Source organism: Pyruvatibacter sp. (assembly GCF_040219635.1).
Taxonomy (GTDB): Bacteria; Pseudomonadota; Alphaproteobacteria; order CGMCC-115125; family CGMCC-115125; genus Pyruvatibacter.
The window spans coordinates 912,659-930,726 of record NZ_JAVJSC010000003.1; the positions used below are offsets into that span (position 1 = coordinate 912,659).

The 18,068-nt window shown below is 60.1% G+C and carries 13 protein-coding genes; 6 read left to right on the top strand and 7 right to left on the bottom strand.

Annotation, left to right across the window (positions count from 1 at the left end; translation table 11 throughout):
• The first annotated feature begins 16 nt into the window (after positions 1-16).
• The 4 genes from trpB (at position 17) to RIB87_RS07845 (ending at position 4,504) form a co-directional block, all read left to right on the top strand.
• The gene (trpB, locus tag RIB87_RS07830) at positions 17-1,258 is read left to right on the top strand and encodes a tryptophan synthase subunit beta (protein WP_350145261.1); all 1,242 of its coding nucleotides are present in this window, start codon (positions 17-19) and stop codon (positions 1,256-1,258) included.
• A gap of 3 nt (positions 1,259-1,261) precedes the next feature.
• Positions 1,262-2,086: a tryptophan synthase subunit alpha gene (trpA, locus tag RIB87_RS07835; protein ID WP_350145263.1), complete on the top strand. Its 825-nt coding sequence runs from the start codon at positions 1,262-1,264 to the stop codon at positions 2,084-2,086.
• Between the two features lie 75 nt (positions 2,087-2,161).
• Positions 2,162-3,100 (top strand): acetyl-CoA carboxylase, carboxyltransferase subunit beta, encoded by a 939-nt coding sequence (accD, locus tag RIB87_RS07840; protein ID WP_350145265.1) that lies wholly within the window; start codon positions 2,162-2,164, stop codon positions 3,098-3,100.
• A 12-nt stretch (positions 3,101-3,112) separates the two neighbouring features.
• Positions 3,113-4,504 (top strand): bifunctional folylpolyglutamate synthase/dihydrofolate synthase, encoded by a 1,392-nt coding sequence (locus RIB87_RS07845; protein ID WP_350145267.1) that lies wholly within the window; start codon positions 3,113-3,115, stop codon positions 4,502-4,504.
• Between the two features lie 108 nt (positions 4,505-4,612).
• Here RIB87_RS07845 and RIB87_RS07850 read toward each other — a convergent pair whose 3' ends face one another.
• The 7 genes from RIB87_RS07850 to tsaE form a co-directional block, all read right to left on the bottom strand.
• On the bottom strand, positions 4,613-6,316 hold the full coding sequence (locus tag RIB87_RS07850) for a WS/DGAT/MGAT family O-acyltransferase (RefSeq protein ID WP_350145269.1): 1,704 nt from the start codon (positions 6,314-6,316) through the stop codon (positions 4,613-4,615).
• A gap of 278 nt (positions 6,317-6,594) precedes the next feature.
• Complete coding sequence (gene trxA / locus RIB87_RS07855; RefSeq protein ID WP_350145271.1) at positions 6,595-6,915, bottom strand: thioredoxin TrxA; 321 nt, start codon at positions 6,913-6,915, stop codon at positions 6,595-6,597.
• Positions 6,916-7,054: 139 nt separating this feature from the next.
• Positions 7,055-10,657, bottom strand: a complete 3,603-nt coding sequence (gene addA, locus RIB87_RS07860; protein ID WP_350145273.1) for a double-strand break repair helicase AddA — start codon at positions 10,655-10,657, stop codon at positions 7,055-7,057.
• Positions 10,630-13,629: a double-strand break repair protein AddB gene (gene addB / locus RIB87_RS07865; protein ID WP_350145275.1), complete on the bottom strand. Its 3,000-nt coding sequence runs from the start codon at positions 13,627-13,629 to the stop codon at positions 10,630-10,632. The genes addA and addB overlap by 28 nt, the downstream gene beginning before the upstream one ends.
• Before the next feature lie 48 nt (positions 13,630-13,677).
• Complete coding sequence (locus RIB87_RS07870) at positions 13,678-14,394, bottom strand: nucleotidyltransferase family protein (RefSeq protein ID WP_350145277.1); 717 nt, start codon at positions 14,392-14,394, stop codon at positions 13,678-13,680.
• Positions 14,391-15,497, bottom strand: coding sequence for an aminoglycoside phosphotransferase family protein (locus tag RIB87_RS07875; protein WP_350145279.1), 1,107 nt, complete (start codon positions 15,495-15,497; stop codon positions 14,391-14,393). The genes RIB87_RS07870 and RIB87_RS07875 overlap by 4 nt, the downstream gene beginning before the upstream one ends.
• Positions 15,498-16,004 (bottom strand): tRNA (adenosine(37)-N6)-threonylcarbamoyltransferase complex ATPase subunit type 1 TsaE, encoded by a 507-nt coding sequence (gene tsaE, locus RIB87_RS07880; protein WP_350145281.1) that lies wholly within the window; start codon positions 16,002-16,004, stop codon positions 15,498-15,500. It lies immediately after the preceding gene.
• Positions 16,005-16,223: 219 nt separating this feature from the next.
• Here tsaE and RIB87_RS07885 point away from each other — a divergent pair, with 219 nt between their 5' ends.
• Together RIB87_RS07885 and RIB87_RS07890 are read left to right on the top strand one after the other, a co-directional pair.
• Positions 16,224-17,441, top strand: a complete 1,218-nt coding sequence (locus RIB87_RS07885; RefSeq protein WP_350145284.1) for an NAD(P)/FAD-dependent oxidoreductase — start codon at positions 16,224-16,226, stop codon at positions 17,439-17,441.
• A 266-nt stretch (positions 17,442-17,707) separates the two neighbouring features.
• The gene (locus RIB87_RS07890) at positions 17,708-18,028 is read left to right on the top strand and encodes a 2Fe-2S iron-sulfur cluster-binding protein (protein WP_350145286.1); all 321 of its coding nucleotides are present in this window, start codon (positions 17,708-17,710) and stop codon (positions 18,026-18,028) included.
• Positions 18,029-18,068 lie beyond the last annotated feature (40 nt).

Below are 18,068 nucleotides of genomic sequence, written 5' to 3' on the forward strand. Positions count from 1 at the left end.
CGCGGCGTGAAAGGATATGTCAGTGAGCGCGTCAGCCTCTTCAGCGGATATGCCAAACTCGTTTAGGACGGGTCCGGACGATACCGGCCATTTCGGCATTTACGGTGGCCGCTTTGTAGCTGAAACCCTGATGCCCAACGTGCTGGAACTTGATGAGGCCTACCGTGCCGCCAGGCTGGACCCGACATTCGCGCAGGAGCTGCAGGACTATTCGCAGCACTATGCCGGCCGTCCCAGCCCGCTCTATTTTGCGGAGCGCCTGACGGAACATCTGGGCGGAGCCAAAATCTACTTCAAGCGCGATGAGTTGAACCATACAGGCAGCCACAAGATCAACAACTGCCTTGGCCAGATTTTGCTTGCCAAACGCATGGGTAAAAAGCGCATCATCGCTGAAACCGGAGCCGGTCAGCACGGCGTTGCGACTGCTACGGTCGCTGCCCGCTTTGGTTTTCCGTGTACGATCTATATGGGCGCAACCGACATTGAGCGCCAGGCGCCCAACGTATTCCGCATGAAATTGCTGGGTGCGGAAGTGGTGCCGGTTACATCTGGCACCGGCACCCTGAAGGATGCCATGAACGAAGCCCTGCGCGACTGGGTAACCAACGTAGAGGGTACTTTCTACATTATCGGCACCGTCGCAGGTCCGCACCCGTATCCTGAGCTTGTGCGCGACTTCCAGTCAGTCATTGGCAAGGAAGTCCGTACACAGATGATGGAGCGCGAAGGTCGTCTGCCGGATTCGCTGGTGGCATGCATTGGTGGCGGTTCAAATGCCATGGGGCTGTTCTACGATTTTCTTGACGAGCCATCGGTTGATATCTATGGCGTTGAAGCGGCGGGGCACGGCGTGGACAAGCCCGGCGAGCACGCAGCCTCGCTGACAGGCGGGTCGCCCGGCGTGCTGCACGGCAACCGTACTTACCTTTTGCAGGACGCCGACGGCCAGATCACCGAAGGCCATTCAATCTCCGCGGGTCTGGATTATCCCGGCATTGGCCCCGAACACGCATGGCTCAAGGATCAGGGCCGCGTCACATATCTGTCAGCTACCGACAACGAGGCGCTTGATGCGTTTCAGATGTGCACGAAACTCGAAGGCATTATCCCCGCCCTTGAGCCGAGCCACGCCTTGGCAAAGGTGAAAGAACTGGCACCCACTTTGCCCCGCGATCATCTGATGGTGATGAACTTGTGCGGCCGGGGTGACAAGGATGTTTTTGCTGTTGCGGGCTACTTGGGTGTGGAACTCTAGGCAATGACCACTCGTATTGAAGCCCGGTTTGCCGACCTCAAAGGCCAGGGCAAAAAAGCCTTTGTGGCTTTCGTCACCGCCGGTGATCCGGACGCCGACACATCGCTTGAAATCGTACGGGGTCTGCCTGCCGCCGGTGCAGACATCATTGAACTTGGTATGCCGTTTTCAGACCCAATGGCGGATGGCCCGGCCATACAGGCTTCCGGCAAGCGCGCGCTGGACGCTGGCGCAACAATGATAAAGACACTCGATCTTGTGCGGGCATTCAGAAACGACGACGGCACAACACCGATTGTGCTGATGGGCTATTACAACCCCATCTATATCTACGGCGTAGAACGTTTTCTGGCTGACGCAAAGGCTGCGGGCGTTGACGGTTTGATTGTTGTCGATCTGCCGCCGGAAGAAGACGACGAACTGTGCCTTCCAGCGATGCAGGCTGGCATCAACTTCATTCGTCTGGCAACACCGACAACCGACGAAAAACGCCTTCCTGCGGTCCTCGCCAACACGTCTGGCTTTGTCTATTACGTGTCTATTGCGGGCATCACAGGTTCGGCGTCTGCGGATACTAATAAGGTGGCCGAAGCGGTAAAGCGGGTTAAAGCCTCAACTGACCTGCCGGTTGCCATTGGCTTTGGCATCAAGACACCGCAACAGGCGTGCGCAATGGCAGGCGTGGCTGACGGTGCCGTGGTAGGCTCTGCGCTGGTGGAGTGTGTGGCGGCAAGTCTGGACGTGCAGGGACGCGCAACAGCGGGCACAGTTGAGAATGTTCTGGCGCTGGTGCGCAGCCTTGCCGATGGTGCACACGCGGCGGAATAACCGCTTCAAGTTTTTGCCTGATTTCTCCGGCACTGTCGGATGGCACGGCACAAGAGATGGTTGGGAGATGTTGAGATGAGTTGGCTTGATAATGTAGTGCGGCCAAAAATCCGTACTTTTCTCTCCGCCAAACGCGATACGCCGGACAATCTCTGGCACAAGTGCAAGAACTGCGGTGAGATGATTTTCCACCGTGACCTCGCAGAAAATCTTCAGGTCTGTACCAACTGTGGTTTTCACGGGCGCATCGGCGCACAGGAGCGCCTCGACGGACTCTTCGGCGAAGGCAAATGGGAGAAAATCCCGATGCCGGACGTGCCCGCAGATCCACTCAGGTTTCGCGACCAGCGTAAATACACCGACCGCCTGAAAGAGGCCCGCGCCAAGACCGGCGAAAAGGATGCAGTGACGATCGCCCTTGGCCAGCTTGGTGCGCACAAATCTGTTGTACTGGTGCAGGACTTTGCCTTTATGGGCGGCTCGCTCGGCATGGCGGCAGGTGAGAGCATTGTGAAGGGTGCCGAGCTTGCGGTTGAGCACCGCGCGCCCCTCATCATTTTTGCCGCCGCCGGGGGTGCGCGTATGCAGGAAGGCATTTTGTCCCTGATGCAGATGCCGCGCTCAACGGTTGCTGTGCAGATGGTGCGAGAAGCAGGGCTGCCCTACATCGTGGTGATGACGGACCCGACAACGGGTGGTGTCACCGCGTCTTACGCCATGCTGGGCGATGTCCACATTGCCGAGCCGGGTGCCCTCATCGGCTTTGCGGGCCCGCGCGTGATTGAACAGACCATCCGCGAGAAGCTGCCGGATGGCTTCCAGCGCGCTGAATATCTTCTCGATCACGGCATGGTCGATATGGTGGTGAAGCGCGGCGACATGCGCGAAACGCTGACACGGCTTGTATCGCTTTTGATGGTGGAGTCAGTTGCAGCGCCCGCTGCGCCGAAAACCGCCAACGCCCCGGTGCCCTATCAGGCATCCCAGGCAGCGCCTGCTGCAGATGGTGCCTAGAAACCAGCGCCTGTGAGCAATCCGCCATCCAAATCGTCTGAGCCATCAGGTGGAAAAACACCCGCAGGGTCGCCGCCCTATGCGCCGCCGTCTGAAGCCCGACGGCAGCCGAGCGACGCGATTCTGGAGCGGCTCACGGGCCTGCACCCCAAACTCATAGACCTGTCACTGGGGCGGCTTGAACGCCTTTTGGCAGCGCTGGGCAATCCACAGCAAAACCTGCCACCGGTGATTCACGTCGCGGGAACAAACGGCAAAGGCTCCGTTGTGGCCTATCTGCGGGCCATGTGCGAAGCGCAGGGGCTGCGTGTGCACGCATATACGTCGCCGCATCTTGTGAACTTCCACGAACGCATCCGCCTGGCAACGGATGCCGGTACGAGCGCACCAGTGAATGAGGATGCGCTGGCGAAGTTGCTCGCGGACTGTGAGGCCGCCAACGCGGGCGAGGCGATTACCTTCTTTGAAATCACCACGGCCGCAGCCTTTCTGGCGTTCTCGCGCGTGCCTGCCGATATTGTGTTGCTGGAAGTCGGGCTGGGTGGTCGCTTTGATGCCACCAACGTTGTCGCGACACCGAAGGTATGTGTCATCACGCCCGTGTCGCTCGATCATCAAAGTTTTCTCGGCGACACAGTGGCAAAAATCGCCGGCGAAAAAGCCGGCATTTTGAAGCGGTGTGTGCCAGCTATTATTGCTCCGCAGACGGACGATGCGCTTGGTGTTATTGAAGAGCAGGCAATGTCCCTCGCGGTGCCGCTCGCCCGCTTCGGGCAGGAGTTCACAGCCTGTGAAGAGCATGGACGACTCGTGTTTCAGGATGAAACCGGCTTACTGGACCTGCCGATGCCCGGCCTGCGGGGTCGCCACCAGATTGCGAATGCGGCAACAGCAATTGCGGCGGCACGGGCGTTTGGGGGCATTGAAGAGGCTTCCATTGCTGCGGGGTTGGAGCGCGTGGAGTGGCCTGCACGTATGCAAAGGCTGAGCGCAGGCCTGCTTGCCGAAAGTGTCAAAGGGGCGGAACTCTGGCTTGATGGTGGTCACAATCCAGCGGCTGGTGAGGTCATTGCCGAAACGCTCGCAGACCTTGAAGATACCAATCCGCGTCCGCTTGTGCTTGTGAGTGGCATGATGGCATCCAAGGATACTGGCGGTTTCTTCGATGCCTTTCAGGGCCTTGCTTCCCGCGTCCTCACGGTTGGTATTCCGGGTCAGGAAAATGCGCGAAGTGCCGGCGATGTGGCGCTGCTCGCACGAGAGGCCGGACTGGAAGCAACGCCGATGGCGAGTATTGAGGAGGCGCTGGCCCTCGCGGCAAAAACAGAACCAAGCCCACGGATTGTCATCTGCGGGTCGCTCTATCTGGCAGGTGAAGTCCTGGCACGCAATTTCGGCCGCTAAAACGCTGCGCGTGGCCGAAACAAAAAAAGGGACGGCCGATCAGACGGCAGCCCCTCTTTGATTTGCCCGATTTCGGCGGCAAGATCTCTGCGGCAAGGCGTGTGTCGGCTATTCAGCAGCGCGCAATGGCACAACCTTTGTGTCCGTCGTAGCGGCGGTGGCCTTGGCTTTTGCCGAAACAGGTTTCTTCTTCGTGGCTGTCTTTTTCTTGGCCGTCGTTTTGCGCTTCGCCTTTGTTTTGGCCTTTGCCTTTGTTTGTGCCTTAGCGACAGGTAGCTCGTCCGTGGTGCGGCTGCCGAGACTTGTATCGGATTGATGCGCAGGTACCGCTGAACGGGTCAGCGACGCCCGTTTCTTTGGCGAGGCCGCCATCATTTTCTTGAACTTTGGTGATGCCGCACGGGTTTTTGCAGCAGCCATCAGCTCGTCAAAGCTCTCCTGAATGCACTGTGCGAAGAACGCAGGATCCGGCACCATCTCACGGCATGACGTAAGCGAGATAGTAATCTGCCCGCCATAGCTGAACACCGGCATGATGAGGCCCATGCCATCCAGAATGGGCCCAAGACCAAACTGCGTGACCAGACGTGCGCCGGTCATGTAGAGCGGGATATTGGGTCCGGGAACATTGGTGATGACGCAGTTCATCGGCAGCGTCATGCGGTTGGCAAGTCCAAGGCCTGTATAAAGCCGTGCCGCCAGCCCGGCTGTCGTGGACGGAATGAACTGGGTGTAGTCCGTCATCGTCTTGGCACCAACGGCGTTGGTCAGTTCCTTGGAGTCAGTGGTGTGTTCAAAAACCGCTTCCAGACGCTTCATCGGATCTGCAATGTCGGAACCAACGGCAACTGTCATTGCTGACACTTGATTACCGGCCGATTTCTGGTTTTCCGGGGGGCGCACTGAAATAGGTGTCATCGCAATCAGGCTGTCGCCGGGTAGCTCTTCTTTGTCTTCAAGGTACTTACGCAGCGCGCCGCCACAGATGGTCAGCACCACATCATTGATGGTGGCACCAGGCACGACAGTGCGAATGAACTTAAGATCGTCGATGGCAAAGCTGCGGCCATCAAATACCCGATGCGGTGAGACGCAGGCATTGAAGCGTGTGCGCGGCACGGGACCAGACGATTTGAGATCGCCGGTGGACATTTTAAGGCCGGCACGGGCCAATGCGGGAACCGACCGGGCGATTACGTTTGCTAGTCGGAACGGCTGCACCGCCGTGTGGCCTGCCGTGCGCGCCAAAAGCTCAAGTGCCAGCGGTTCGCGTTCCGGCACCCATGGTTCTTTGGGCGGCTCTGGCTTGGCGTCAGGCTTGAGGTCGTGAATGGCAGCGGTCATTTCTGCGCCGGACACACCATCAATGATGGCGTGATGCACCTTTGAAACGACGGCAAACGACCCCTTGGGAATGCCTTCAACATTGTCGAGGCCTTCCAGCACATAAAACTCCCAAAGCGGCCGGTTGGTATCCAACGCGCGGCTGTGCAGCCGGGCAACTTGAATGCACAACTGCCGCCAGTCACCGGGGTGCGGCAGCGCGATGTGGCGCACATGGAACTCGATGTCGAAATCAGGGTCTTCAAACCAGTAGGGATGGTCCAGATTGGCAGGCACATAAGCCAACCGTTGGCGGAAGGCGCGTGACAGGTGCAGGCGCGCTTCGTAGTTTTTCAGTATTTCCTTGAAGGCCAGAACGCCGCCGGGCACCGTGGTCTGATCATAAACGGCGACCGAGCCGATATGCATTGGCGCGTTCTTCGTTTCAAAATACAGAAACGATGCGTCCATTCCGCTGAGCTGTTCCACGGCCTTAGTCTCCCCATTGGTTTTGTTGGGATAATTTCACCACACTTCGCACGCTCGTCAAAGGGCCATGCGCAACGGCGTGCCGGATCGGTGTATTTCCGGGCTATTTCAAAAGACGTAGCGGCTTCAATGATATAGCCCGGTGCGCAAACCACCGGCAATGTAAAACCCACCGCCTTACTGAAACGGCAACCAACACTCAACGAAAAAGCCGATGGTCCTTTAGGACCATCGGCTTGGTTGTTCTCGGCCTCAAGGAACTGCCTTGAGGGAAAAAGTTAGAGTGAGGCTTCAATCCATTCGCTGATCTTGCTCTTGGGTTGCGCGCCAACCTTGGTGGCAGCAACCTGACCGTCCTTGAAAATCATCATGGTCGGAATGCCCCGCACGCCGTACTTCGTGGGAATGTTGGGGTTTTCGTCGATGTTGATTTTGGCAATCGTGAGTTTGCCACTCATCTCGCTGGCGAGTTCTTCCAGGGCCGGGGCAATTTGCTTGCATGGGCCGCACCATTCAGCCCAGAAGTCCACCAGCACAGGGCCGGATGCATCAATCACGTCGCCTTCAAAACTGTCGTCCGTCACTTTGGTCGTAGCCATGCGACATCTCCTGAAAAAAGCCCCAAAAATCTGTGGGGCTGGCGGCCTGCGGTGCGTTGCAGACCAGTTGGTTCGTGTTGGGGTGAATGTAGGAATGCCCGGCGGGAGGGTCAAGCACATTAACAATATGTGATATATCTTAAATCACAGTTTTTTGCTGTTGTATAAGCAGTGAGTCAGGAATATCCATCAGCCGTGGCCCGTCGGTCCATACCAGGGCGCATCTCACCTGCCGGCCCGGATAGGCTGCCGCCACCAGCGCCCGATAGGCTGCCATTTGGTCGATATAAATCTGCGCAACTCCCTTCACGTCAGCAGGTGGTGGCCTGTTGGTTTTGTAGTCCGCAATCATGACGGTGGTTTGTGTGACTGCGAGGCGATCTATTTGTCCGGCCACTGGCACGGATTTGCCCTTCCACATGATACGTCCGGCCAGCGCGACTTCGGCACGGCTGCCGGGTGCAAACAGCGGCGCAAACTTCGGGTCGTCAAGCACCGCCATCACTTCGTCGGCCATACCTTCACATGCTGATGCATCAAATGCCGGGTCCGCGTTGGCCTTGAGATAGGCAAGTGCCGCCGGTCGGCGGTCCCTGGATGCAATGTCCGGCAGATGCTGCAGCAGCGTGTGAATAAGCCGCCCGCGCGCAAACCGCTGCGATACGCCAGCTTCATGCCCAAACCCGGTCAGCGGGGAAAGGGCAGGCGGCAGTGCGGCGCTGGCAGATCCTTCTTCATCCGATGGCATGAGGGAGGGGGCAAGCGGCCCCATGGGTGCCGCATCTGCCGGCGCGCGTGCCGTGACCCAATCGGGAAGGTTTACTGCGCCGGCCGCCGCGTCGTGCGCCTTGTCGGGGGCCGCTGCAACCTTCTGCGGGCTTTCAAGTCGCAACACGGTTGCGGGGCCATCGGCAAACTCGACATCCACGGTCTTCGCGTGCGGTTGGGCTTCAAGGATTTTATACACGCGCTCATACCAGCTTGTTTCGCGCGGCTTGGTCTTGCCGTGATAGGCGGCGATATAGAGCCGGTCCATGGCGCGGGTCATGGCCACATACAACAGCCGCCGATACTCCTCGTTGTCGCGCTGCTCGCGCGCCAGTATGGCGGCGGCGGAGGCTGCGTCTGCGTCGGTCTTGCTGGGGCTATAGGTCACCAGCCCGGTTTCATGGGTCAGCAATGCTGCCCGTCCACCTGCGGCCCCCGTCACAATTGTGTCTGGCAGAATGACCACATTGGCTTCAAGGCCCTTGGCACCGTGCACGGTCATGATGCGCACCTTGTTGCCGCTCTGGTCCAGGTCGCGCTTGATCTGCGTGGTATCCGCATCCATCCATGCCACAAAGTCCTGCAGGGAAGGCGTATTGGTTGCCTCATAGGCAAGGGTCTGGTTCAAAAACTCATCAATGGGATCATGGGCATCCATGCCCAGCCGCGTCACCAGCGCCTCGCGGCCTCGCCGCGGCCCCAATACCTGGCTGAAAAACTCGTGCGGACGCAGCCGCCCTACATCATTGCGAATATCGGTCAGATACTCATAGGCAGCGCTCGCTCCGGGCACTTCAGCGCGGCGGTTTTTGAGCGTTTCCCAAAGGGTTGCGTCACCACGGTCATGCGCCAGCGCGAACAGGCCCGTTTCATCAATGTCACAGAGTGGACTGCGCAAGACGGTTGCAAGGGTCAGGTCATCCTCCGGCAAGAGGGCAAACCGGGCCAGCGCCATCAGGTCCATCACGGCGATGTGGTCTCCCAGCACCAGCCGGTCCACGCCGGCGACGGGAATGTCCTTTTCCTTCATCTTGCGGATCAACTCATCCACCAGCGCATTGCGGCGGCGAACCAGAATGAGAATGTCACCAGCCTGCATCGTGCGGCCGCGCTGGGGCAACATCTCGGTGCCAATCCAGCCCGCTATCGCGTCGGTGATGCGGTCTGCCAGTCGTGCCAGCGGGCTGGTGGCGCTGACGGCATTCAGCGGCGCATCCCACAGAGAACTTTCCTCTGCGTCCTGCGGCCCGATTGCGGGCCAGACTTCCACGAGGCCCGCACGTCCGGTCCACACGCTCTCGTGATGGATCGGGCTTTTATCTGCCGACTGATTGCCCGCCACAACACCCTGCCGCATGTCCATGGGTTCAAACACCGCATCAACGCTGTCCAGTATTTCCTGAGCCGTGCGCCATGACACCGTCAGGTCCAGGTCCCGCCATGTTTGTTCGGCTGCTTTTGCGGCGTCGCGAAACTGTTGCCGCTTCTGCGCAAATGTTCCCGGCTCTGCGCCCTGAAACGAAAAGATGGATTGTTTCTCGTCGCCCACAGCAAACAGGGTGCGCGTTACACCCATTCGGCCCGCATCGTCAGGCGCAAAGGCGCGCGCGCCGTCGCCGGCAAAAAACTCCTGCACCAGCGCTTCGATCACTTTCCATTGCTGGGGGCTGGTGTCCTGCGCCTCGTCAACCAGAACATGGTCAAGGCCGCGGTCCAGCTTGTAAAGCACCCATTGCGCGGATGTGCGGCTCGACAAAAGCTGCGCCGTGCGCGTGATAAGATCGTCATAATCAAGCAATGCATGGTGCGTTTTGAGGGCCTCGTATGCCGCCAGCACCCCATGCCCCAGCCGCAACACGGCACAGGTCATGGCGGATGTCTGCGCTGCGCGGCACCTGAACACTGCTTCAACAATGTTCGACCGCTCCTTAATCAACCAATCCTTGATATGCGGCGAACCATCAGCAAGCGATTTGGTGATGATGTCTTTATCGGTGCGCCCTTCGCGGTTCTGCTTCAGAAAAACCCACTGAAAATACGTCAGCCAGCCAGAGGGTGTGGGGTCATTCAGAAAGGCTGCAATCGATTTCGCCTTCTTCTTGTCGTTGGTTGAGCCGGTACTCAAGACGCTCATCGCTTCGCGCACAGCGCCCATATCCAGTTGGGCAATGGCATCGGCCAGAATGCTGGTCTCGTCGGCGCCCGGCGGCACGCTCAGGGCATCGGCAACAGCACGCTCTGCCCCGTCAATGCCCTGCGCGGCGTCTATCCAGCGCGCCAGCTTGTGCCTGTGGCTGCTGACTTCGGTCAGCAATCCCTCAAGCGCGGCCTCGTCGGCCACACCGGCAATGCGCACCATCGCCTGCGCCAGTGGAGTTTCGGGGGCATCAACGGTTTGTTGCAAAACCTGATCGCGCGCTTCGGCCAGAAGCTCCGCAGACTGACGGTCGTCTGCTAGGGCGAAATGCGGGCTCACACCGGCTTCCAGTGGAAAGCGACCCAGCAGGCTTTCGCAAAACGCATGAATGGTCTGGATTTTGAGGCCGCCGGGGGTTTCAAGGGCGCTGGCAAATAGTCGGCGCGCTTTGGCAATTTCGTCTGCCTCAAGGTCGCGCCCTTCCAGGAAAGCCAGTTCCCCGGCCAGTTTGTGTTCGGGCATGGTGGACCATTCGCCCAGCCGCTCATACAGCTTGGTCTGCATCTGGGCGGCGGCCGCGCGGGTGAAGGTCAGGCACAGAATGTGTTCGGGGCGCGTGCCGTTGAGCAGCAACCGTGCCACACGGCTGGTCAGCGTGTAGGTCTTGCCGGTACCCGCATTGGCAGACACCCAGACGCTTGCGCGCGGGTCGGCCGCCGCCAGTTGACTGGCGGACGAGCGTTGGCGCAATTGGGCGTTTGCACCATCAAAAGGCTTTGCCGACGCGTCTGTGGCGTCGTCGCCTGCCTTTAGTCCGGGTCGGATGCCGTCTGCCATTCCTTCACCCGTGCCAGATGGTTGTAATTGCTGAATGCCGCCAGGAACTGCGGACGCGGTTGCGAGAGGTACGGCGTTTCTTCTTTCTCGAATGTCTCGAGCAGCGCCAGTGTGTGCTCCATAATTGACGCTGCCAGGCCCATCGGGTCGTCCAGTGGCTTGATGGCGCCCGGTTCGCGTCCGCCGCGCAGCTCCACGTAGGCGAGTTCGGATGTGTCGGCTGCGGGGAGCACAAAGTCCTTTTTGCCAAAGGTTCCGGCTCGTGCCATTTCGGCCTCAAGCGGCAACTGCACGGAAAACTTTGCGTTGGTTTGCTTGACCGTAGGTACAACGCCGGTCTTGTAATCGAGAATGGCAAGTGTGCCGTCGGAAAGAACGTCTATGCGGTCTGCGATACCGGACAGGGTAAAAGTCCGGGTGCCGACGGGGAACACATATTTGCCTTTCATCTCCACATGGGTCCGGGCAATGCGCGTGCGTCGCTCGGTCTCCCACGGGATGAACCATTCCGCCACCCGCAAAAAACGCGGATACCAGATAGCCCGCACGGCCGGGCGCGTCGCGGCGGCGTCGAATGCCTCGCGGGCAATGGCCAGCAGACGCTGGTAGCCATCGGCTGGCATCGGTCCCGGGTTTTGCTCCGAGAAGGTTTCCAGAATGGTGTGAATGAGGTTGCCGCGGTCAGCCGCACCGGCAAACGCATCCAGATCATCCAGTGGCGATAGTCCCAGAACACTCTCGGCATAAATTGAGTAAGGGTCGCGGAACAGGTCGTTGATGCGGGTGACGGACAAACGGCTAGGTCGCGCGGCCACCGGCGGTTTTGGGGCCGGACGCGGTGCCTGTAGCGCTTCACGTTGCGGCCTGTCCAGTGTGCGGGCCACTTCCAGCCACGGGCCGCTATCAATAGCGTGGTCCAGTCCGCGCGTGAGGTTTTCAATCCTCAGCCACCAGCGTGACGGTACGGTGGGTTGCCCCTCGGCGCGTTCTGCGCGGGTGAGAATAATGTCTTCGGAGCCCAGCCCCTGCGCTACGTCATGCGCTGCCAGACCGATTTGCCGCTCCGGCACTTCAAGGCCAAGCTGGATACGCATCGGGCGGTTCAGCCACGCGCCGGTTTCAGCGCGTGCGGGCCACACACCTTCATTCAGCCCGCCCATGATGAGCCGGTCTGCATGTTGCAGGCGGGCTTCGAGCGGACCCAGTATTTGTAACCGCGAATGAGAGCGTCGCACGGGCCGCACCATACGCCCCGCCATCAGCGCACCCAGAATGGACGGATAGTCCGCGCATGACAGTGTGCCAAGCAAATCTGCGTGGGTCAGCACATCGGCCATCAGCGACGCTGCCGCCTCGCCCGCCACATCGCTCCACATGGCGTGCGCCCCGGTGGTCTTGTGTGTTGCCGCCAGTGCCTCCACGGCCTGCAGATGAGCTGTCGCCAGTTCCGCAGCGTCTGCTTCGTCGCGTGCAAAAAGTTCCGCAGCAGGTCCGATGAGGGTTCGCAGCGTTCCGGCCGCCTTGCGCGCTGTTTCCAAACGCGCGCCTTTAAGGCCTCCATGTCTGAGGTCGGGGTTGGTCAGTGCGGTGATGGCGCTATCAAGCCCGTCAAGACCGGGGGCCGGGCGCGGGCCCCTTAAAACATGCTTATCCAAAAAGCCAATGCGGCGATGAAACACGCCGGGGCCTTCGCCGCCCTGGGCCAGCCGGTGCTTGAGGGCGGCGAGCATCGGCACCGGGGCAAGGTTCTCTGCCAGCATCTGCGCAGTCAGCAGCAGAAAACTTCCGGGCAGGCTATGCATCAGCGGTTGACCGCCGCTATCGTCAACGGCAATGCCCCAGCGCGCCAGATCACCAGCTACACGGCGGGCAAGGGCGCGGTCTGGCGTCACCAGCGCGGCCGTCCTGCCGGGGGTCTCCAGCGTTTCGCGCATGGCAAGAGCAATGGATAGCGATTCAAGCTGCGGGGTGTCCGCCGTCAGCATGGTCAGGCCCGCAAGCGCATCATCCATTTGCGGTCCAAGTGTTGCACCCGCATCGCGCCACTTGTCGGTTGTCTCGGCTGGCCGCAGTGCTTCACTTACAAGCCGGGTGCGGGCTGATGCCTCTTTACGTGTGTGGGTGCAGGTATCGGTGTGGGGCCATATCTGCACGTCACTGCGATCAACGCCCATGCGCTCGAGCAACTGCCGCATACCAAACTGCGGATGGGCGGGGCCGCAGGCTGCCCATGACGCATCATCAAGGCGCTGGTCGAGCCCCGGCAGAACCACCGCGCCGTCTTGTTGGGCGGCAATTTGCGCCAGCAGCCGTGCGGTTGCGGGAATGGAGCCGGTGGAGCCGGCGGCAATCACCGGGCCGGGCGGGTTTGCCTGCCAGCGCACGCAAGTGGCGTCAATCAACATGCGCCGCCGCCGGGCGGCTTCCACCAGCCCAAGGTCGCTGAGCATTTTGGGCCAAGCATCGGTGATGACCTCAAGAAACGCCAGTGTCTCTTTCCAGTGGCCGGCAAAGTCGTCATGCACCACGCCTGGCAGTTGATCGAGGCTCACTTCCTCGGTGGCGAACGCATCCAGCAGGGCGGCCAGTTCATCCGCCAGCGCAATGGCCTGCGCGGCGTTCTCAGGCCCCAGCCCCGTGGCGTGTGCGCGTGCCATGATGAGCCGGGCCAGCGCCAGCGTGCGGTGCATGGGGGCGATGGCTGCAGGCAGTGTCAGCGCGTCATTGCCGTCGGTCGTGGATGCGGCCTGCGCGGGAAACTCTTCGTCCACATCGCCGAGCGGGCGGATGACGGGCAGCAACACGGCATCTGCGTCGCTTGCCTCCAGCAGGGCTTCTGCCAGTGCCCGCGCCGCCCGTCGCGTTGGTACCAGCACCGTAACGTCAGGCAGGGCATCGCCATGCGCCAGAAGCCCGTGTGCCAGCGCCTGCAAGAACGGCACATGCGGGGGAATCGTGAATACCTGTCCCATGAGTACATGGTAGCGCGAAACCGCGAGGCTGAGGCGGATAAGTTGCGCCTAGAGGCTTTGCAGAAACTCCTGCGCGTCGGCAAGTGCTGCGGGTGTCCCCACATGCATCCACACGCCGTCATGGCGCAGGCCAAAGGCGCGTCCTGCATCAAAGATGCCTCGCCAGACCCTGGTGGTTGAAAACGCCGTCTCGTCGATGTCGGCAAATAGCTGTGGCTTGATGATCTGGACGCCGGTGTACATGAAGGGTGCAACGGAGCTTGGCTCGCGCCACTCAAGTTTGCCTGCCGCATCCATGATGAAGTCGCCCCTCGACACATCGCCGATGATCGAGGCTGTAACGGCCACAACCAGCAGCGCGTCCATCTTGCCGGCGTCAAACGTTTCGATCAGGCGTGGCAGGGTCTTGCCCATGCCTTCCACCCACACGCTGTCGCAATTGTGCGTGATGATGGGTTTGTCGCCCAGCAACGGCAGCGCTTTTTTGATGCCGCCGCCGGTTTCCAGCAATTCGCCGCTTTCATCCGAAATGAGAATGTCGGGGTCGTTGCGCGCTTCGAGATGCGCCCGCATCAGGTCGGCGAAGGCATGAATGTTGACGACGATGCGCTTGATGCCCGCGGCCTTGAGACGGTCAATCGCATGGTCCACCATCGCCTTGCCGCCCACTTCAATCAGCGCCTTGGGCTTGTCGTCTGTGAGCGGTTTCATGCGGGTGCCGTGGCCCGCCGCCAGCACCATGGCTGTATCGATTGCGTTGCTCATGGTTTGACCGTGCCCGGATCAATGGGGGTGCGCATCTGTGCCAGCGACACATTTTCCGCATACCACTTTGCAACCGGCGCAAGCGCTGGATGCGCCAGATCGCGGGCCAGATAATCCGCAAGGCGCGGCATATGTGCAAGATACTGCGGCTTGCCGTCGCGCAGCAAAAGTCGGGCGAAAATGCCGATGATCTTGGTGTTGCGCTGCGCACCCATGATGGCATAAGCGGCGCGGAACTGCTCGGCATCAAAACCGGTGTCCTGGGCTGTGCGGGCAGCCTCGTAGCGCGCCAGAAGCCGGGCTTCGGTCTGCGCAGGCACCGTGCGGCGGGCGTCCTGCAACAGTGAGACCACGTCATAGGCTGCAGGACCGATCAGCGAATCCTGAAAATCAATGATGCCGACGCGCGCAAGGCCGGTGCGCTGCTCAAGCAACAGCAGATTGGGTGAATGGTAGTCGCGCAGCACCAGCACATCCGCAGCACCACGCGCATGGGGCAATATGCCTGCCCACGCGGTGTGAAAGTCAGCTTGCGCCTGTGCGCTGGCTTCGCTGCCGGTTGCAAGGCGCACATACCAGGCTGGCAGCAAGGCCACTTCGGTCAGCAGTGCCGCGTCATCATAGGGCGGCACATGATGCAGCGGGCCGTCATCACCACAGGGCAGCGCGTCGGGCGCGGCAAGTGTATGCAGTGCGGCGAGTGCATCCACAGCAATGCCATACAATTCTTCTTCGCTGTCGCCTGCCGCAATGCGTGAGGCGAACAAGCCGTCGCCCAAATCTTCGAGCAGCAAAAATCCGTTGGTCAGATCCTGTGCGAAAATCTCCGGCGCGCTGAAGCCGTGTGCTGAGAGATGCCGGGCTATGGCCGCAAAGGGGCGCATGTTCTCGGCCAGGTGCACAATCGTGCTGTAGCTCTTGCCATCCACAATGGGTGGGCCGTCGGGGCCAGGCGGAGCGTTCATCAGCACGGCGCGCTTGCCGTTCAGTGTCAGGCGCTCGTAGCTGCGGCTTGAGGCGTCACCCGCCAGCGGACCGGACGTGGCATCAGCCCATCCCGCGCGTGCCAGAAATGTGTCACGCATCTGTATGCGGTCAGACATCTAGTGTGCCACCCGTTTCAGTTTTGCGGCCCACGCCCCATGACCGGTCATGGTCAGTTTGCGTTTCTCGCTGGTCGGGTCGGCGTCCGCATCATCCAGCGTCAGCACAATGTCGAGCCGGCCTTTGACCCGCGATGCGTCAAATGCGCGGCCAAGACGCGCGGGCCATTCAACCACCAGCGCGCCGTAGTCCAGCGCATCTTCAAGGCCCAGTTCTTCAATCTCGCTGTCATCCTCAATGCGGTAGAGGTCCACATGGGCGACCATCAAATAGGGCGTGTCGTATTGCTGAATGAGCGTGAATGTCGGGCTGGGGATTTCACCGGTCACACCAAGCGCCCGAATAAGGCCGCGGGCAAGAGTGGATTTTCCAGCCCCTAGATCACCGGCAAGGGCGATGATCTCGCCGGGCTCAAGCAGGGCAGCCAGCCGTGCGCCAAGTGCCTGCGTAGCAGCTTCGTCGGCCATCACAAACTCAGCCGTTTCAACGTCAACAAGACCTGGCATTCAAGGGTCCGGCAAATGAACGACGATACACAACAGGTGTACGCTATTGGCGCTTTTAGACGGGCGCCCGCCGCGCCTCAACCCCCCGGTAATATACTGCGTGCGGGCGTGCCTCTTGGCTGGTTTCCGCCTTTCATGCTACCCGCTCACCTGACTACGCACTATGAGCACAGGACGCCGCCCTAAAAGCGCACGAACAATCGAAGGACGCGATCAATCATGAGCAACACTGTGGTGATTATCGGCGCTGGCCACGCGGCCGGCCAAGCCGTTGCCAGCCTTCGGCAGGAAAAGTTCGAGGGCAACATCGTGGTTGTTGGCGAAGAGAGCGTGGTGCCGTATCAGCGCCCGCCGCTGTCGAAAAAGTTTCTGGCCGGCGAGATTGGCCTTGATCGGGTGCTGTTCAAGCCGGTGGAGTTTTATGCCAAGGCCGACGCCGACATGATTTTGGACACGGTCGTCGAAAAAATTGATACCGCTGCCCACAAAGTGCATCTCGAAGAAGGCCGCACGCTGGACTACTCCAAGCTCATCATCACCACCGGCGGGCGGGTGCGCAAACTCACCTGCCCCGGCGCTGATCTGCCCGGTGTGCATTACCTGCGCACGATCGCTGATGTTGAAGCCATCCGCGCTGATTTCTCGCCCGGTGCAAAACTTGTGATTGTCGGCGGTGGCTATATCGGTCTTGAGGTGGCGGCTGTGGCGGTGAAGCACGGCATTGATGTGACAGTGCTGGAGATGGCGCCGACAGTGCTGGGCCGGGTGACATGCAAGGAAGTTGCGCATTTCTTTGAGCGCGTGCACGGCGAGGAAGGAGTCAAAATCCTCACCAATACAGCGCTCGAAAGCATTGAAGGCGACGGCAAGGTATCGGGCATTAAAACCGGCAACGGCGATATTATTCCCGCAGATTTCGTGATCGCCGGCATCGGCATCCTGCCCAATATGGAGCTGGCGGCGGACGCGGGCATTGAATGTGGCAACGGCATCGTGGTGGATGACCTGTGCCAGACATCTGACCCCGATGTGTATGCAGCGGGCGACTGCACGTTTCACCCCAACCCGATTTACCAGACCAGCCTGCGCCTTGAATCCGTACATAACGCGCTGGAACAGGCCAAGACGGCCGCTGCCGCCATTTGCGGCAAGCAGAAGCCATATGGCCAGGTGCCATGGTTCTGGTCCGACCAGTATGACCTGAAGTTGCAGATTGCAGGGCTGAGCCAGGGCTTTGACCAGGTGGTGATCCGTGGCGATATTTCAGGCCGTTCGTTTGCAGCCTTCTATCTCAAGGACGGCAAGATGATCGCGGTAGATGCCATCAACCGCGCGCCTGAGTTCATGATGTCGCGGATGCTGCTGCAAAAAGGCACGACCGTGAGTGCGGAGCGGCTGGCGGATGAAAGCATCGACATGAAAGAGATTGCCGACTGACTCACATGCCGTGCAGGTGCCGGATGTCAGGGCGCTTGACGTAACGCGCGTGAGCACTTATTTCGGCAGGTATAAAAATGACGGGTGCGTCAACTTTGCGGAGTGCGGAGCGGGGTTTGCCGTCCGCGCTTGTGGCTGCCATGCGGGACTTGCGCTCACCTGTGGCAACCCCGTAAGAAACGCTCCGGCAGTAAAATCAATTCGTGGGTCTGCGTCCTGCAGCCCGCCCCGGGGGCTCCCCCCAGGAGAGTTACGCGAGAGGGAACATGGCGAAGATCACCTATGTTGAGCATGACGGAACCGAGCATGTTGTGGATGTGGACAATGGCCTGTCCGTCATGGAAGGGGCGGTCAACAACCTGGTCCCTGGCATTGACGCTGACTGCGGTGGCGCGTGCGCCTGCGCGACTTGCCATGTGCATGTAGATGAAAAATGGCTGAGCAAGCTCGATCCGAAAGAAGACATGGAACAGACCATGCTCGACTTTGCGCCTGAAGTTCAGGAGAACTCCCGCCTGTCCTGCCAGATCAAGGTATCTGACGAGCTGGACGGCATGATTGTTCGGATGCCTGAAAGCCAGCACTAGAGGCTTTGACAAGGGTCGAGATTAAAAACGCCCTCTGCCG

Bases quoted from the DNA above. Each gene is read 5' to 3' on its own strand.
- trpB (WP_350145261.1), top strand. From the start codon at position 17: ATGTCAGTGAGCGCGTCAGCCTCTTCAGCGGATATGCCAAACTCGTTT.
- trpA (WP_350145263.1), top strand. From the start codon at position 1,262: ATGACCACTCGTATTGAAGCCCGGTTTGCCGACCTCAAAGGCCAGGGC.
- accD (WP_350145265.1), top strand. From the start codon at position 2,162: ATGAGTTGGCTTGATAATGTAGTGCGGCCAAAAATCCGTACTTTTCTC.
- trxA (WP_350145271.1), bottom strand. From the start codon at position 6,915: ATGGCTACGACCAAAGTGACGGACGACAGTTTTGAAGGCGACGTGATT.
- addA (WP_350145273.1), bottom strand. From the start codon at position 10,657: ATGGCAGACGGCATCCGACCCGGACTAAAGGCAGGCGACGACGCCACA.
- addB (WP_350145275.1), bottom strand. From the start codon at position 13,629: ATGGGACAGGTATTCACGATTCCCCCGCATGTGCCGTTCTTGCAGGCG.
- RIB87_RS07870 (WP_350145277.1), bottom strand. From the start codon at position 14,394: ATGAGCAACGCAATCGATACAGCCATGGTGCTGGCGGCGGGCCACGGC.
- RIB87_RS07875 (WP_350145279.1), bottom strand. From the start codon at position 15,497: ATGTCTGACCGCATACAGATGCGTGACACATTTCTGGCACGCGCGGGA.
- tsaE (WP_350145281.1), bottom strand. From the start codon at position 16,004: ATGCCAGGTCTTGTTGACGTTGAAACGGCTGAGTTTGTGATGGCCGAC.
- RIB87_RS07885 (WP_350145284.1), top strand. From the start codon at position 16,224: ATGAGCAACACTGTGGTGATTATCGGCGCTGGCCACGCGGCCGGCCAA.
- RIB87_RS07890 (WP_350145286.1), top strand. From the start codon at position 17,708: ATGGCGAAGATCACCTATGTTGAGCATGACGGAACCGAGCATGTTGTG.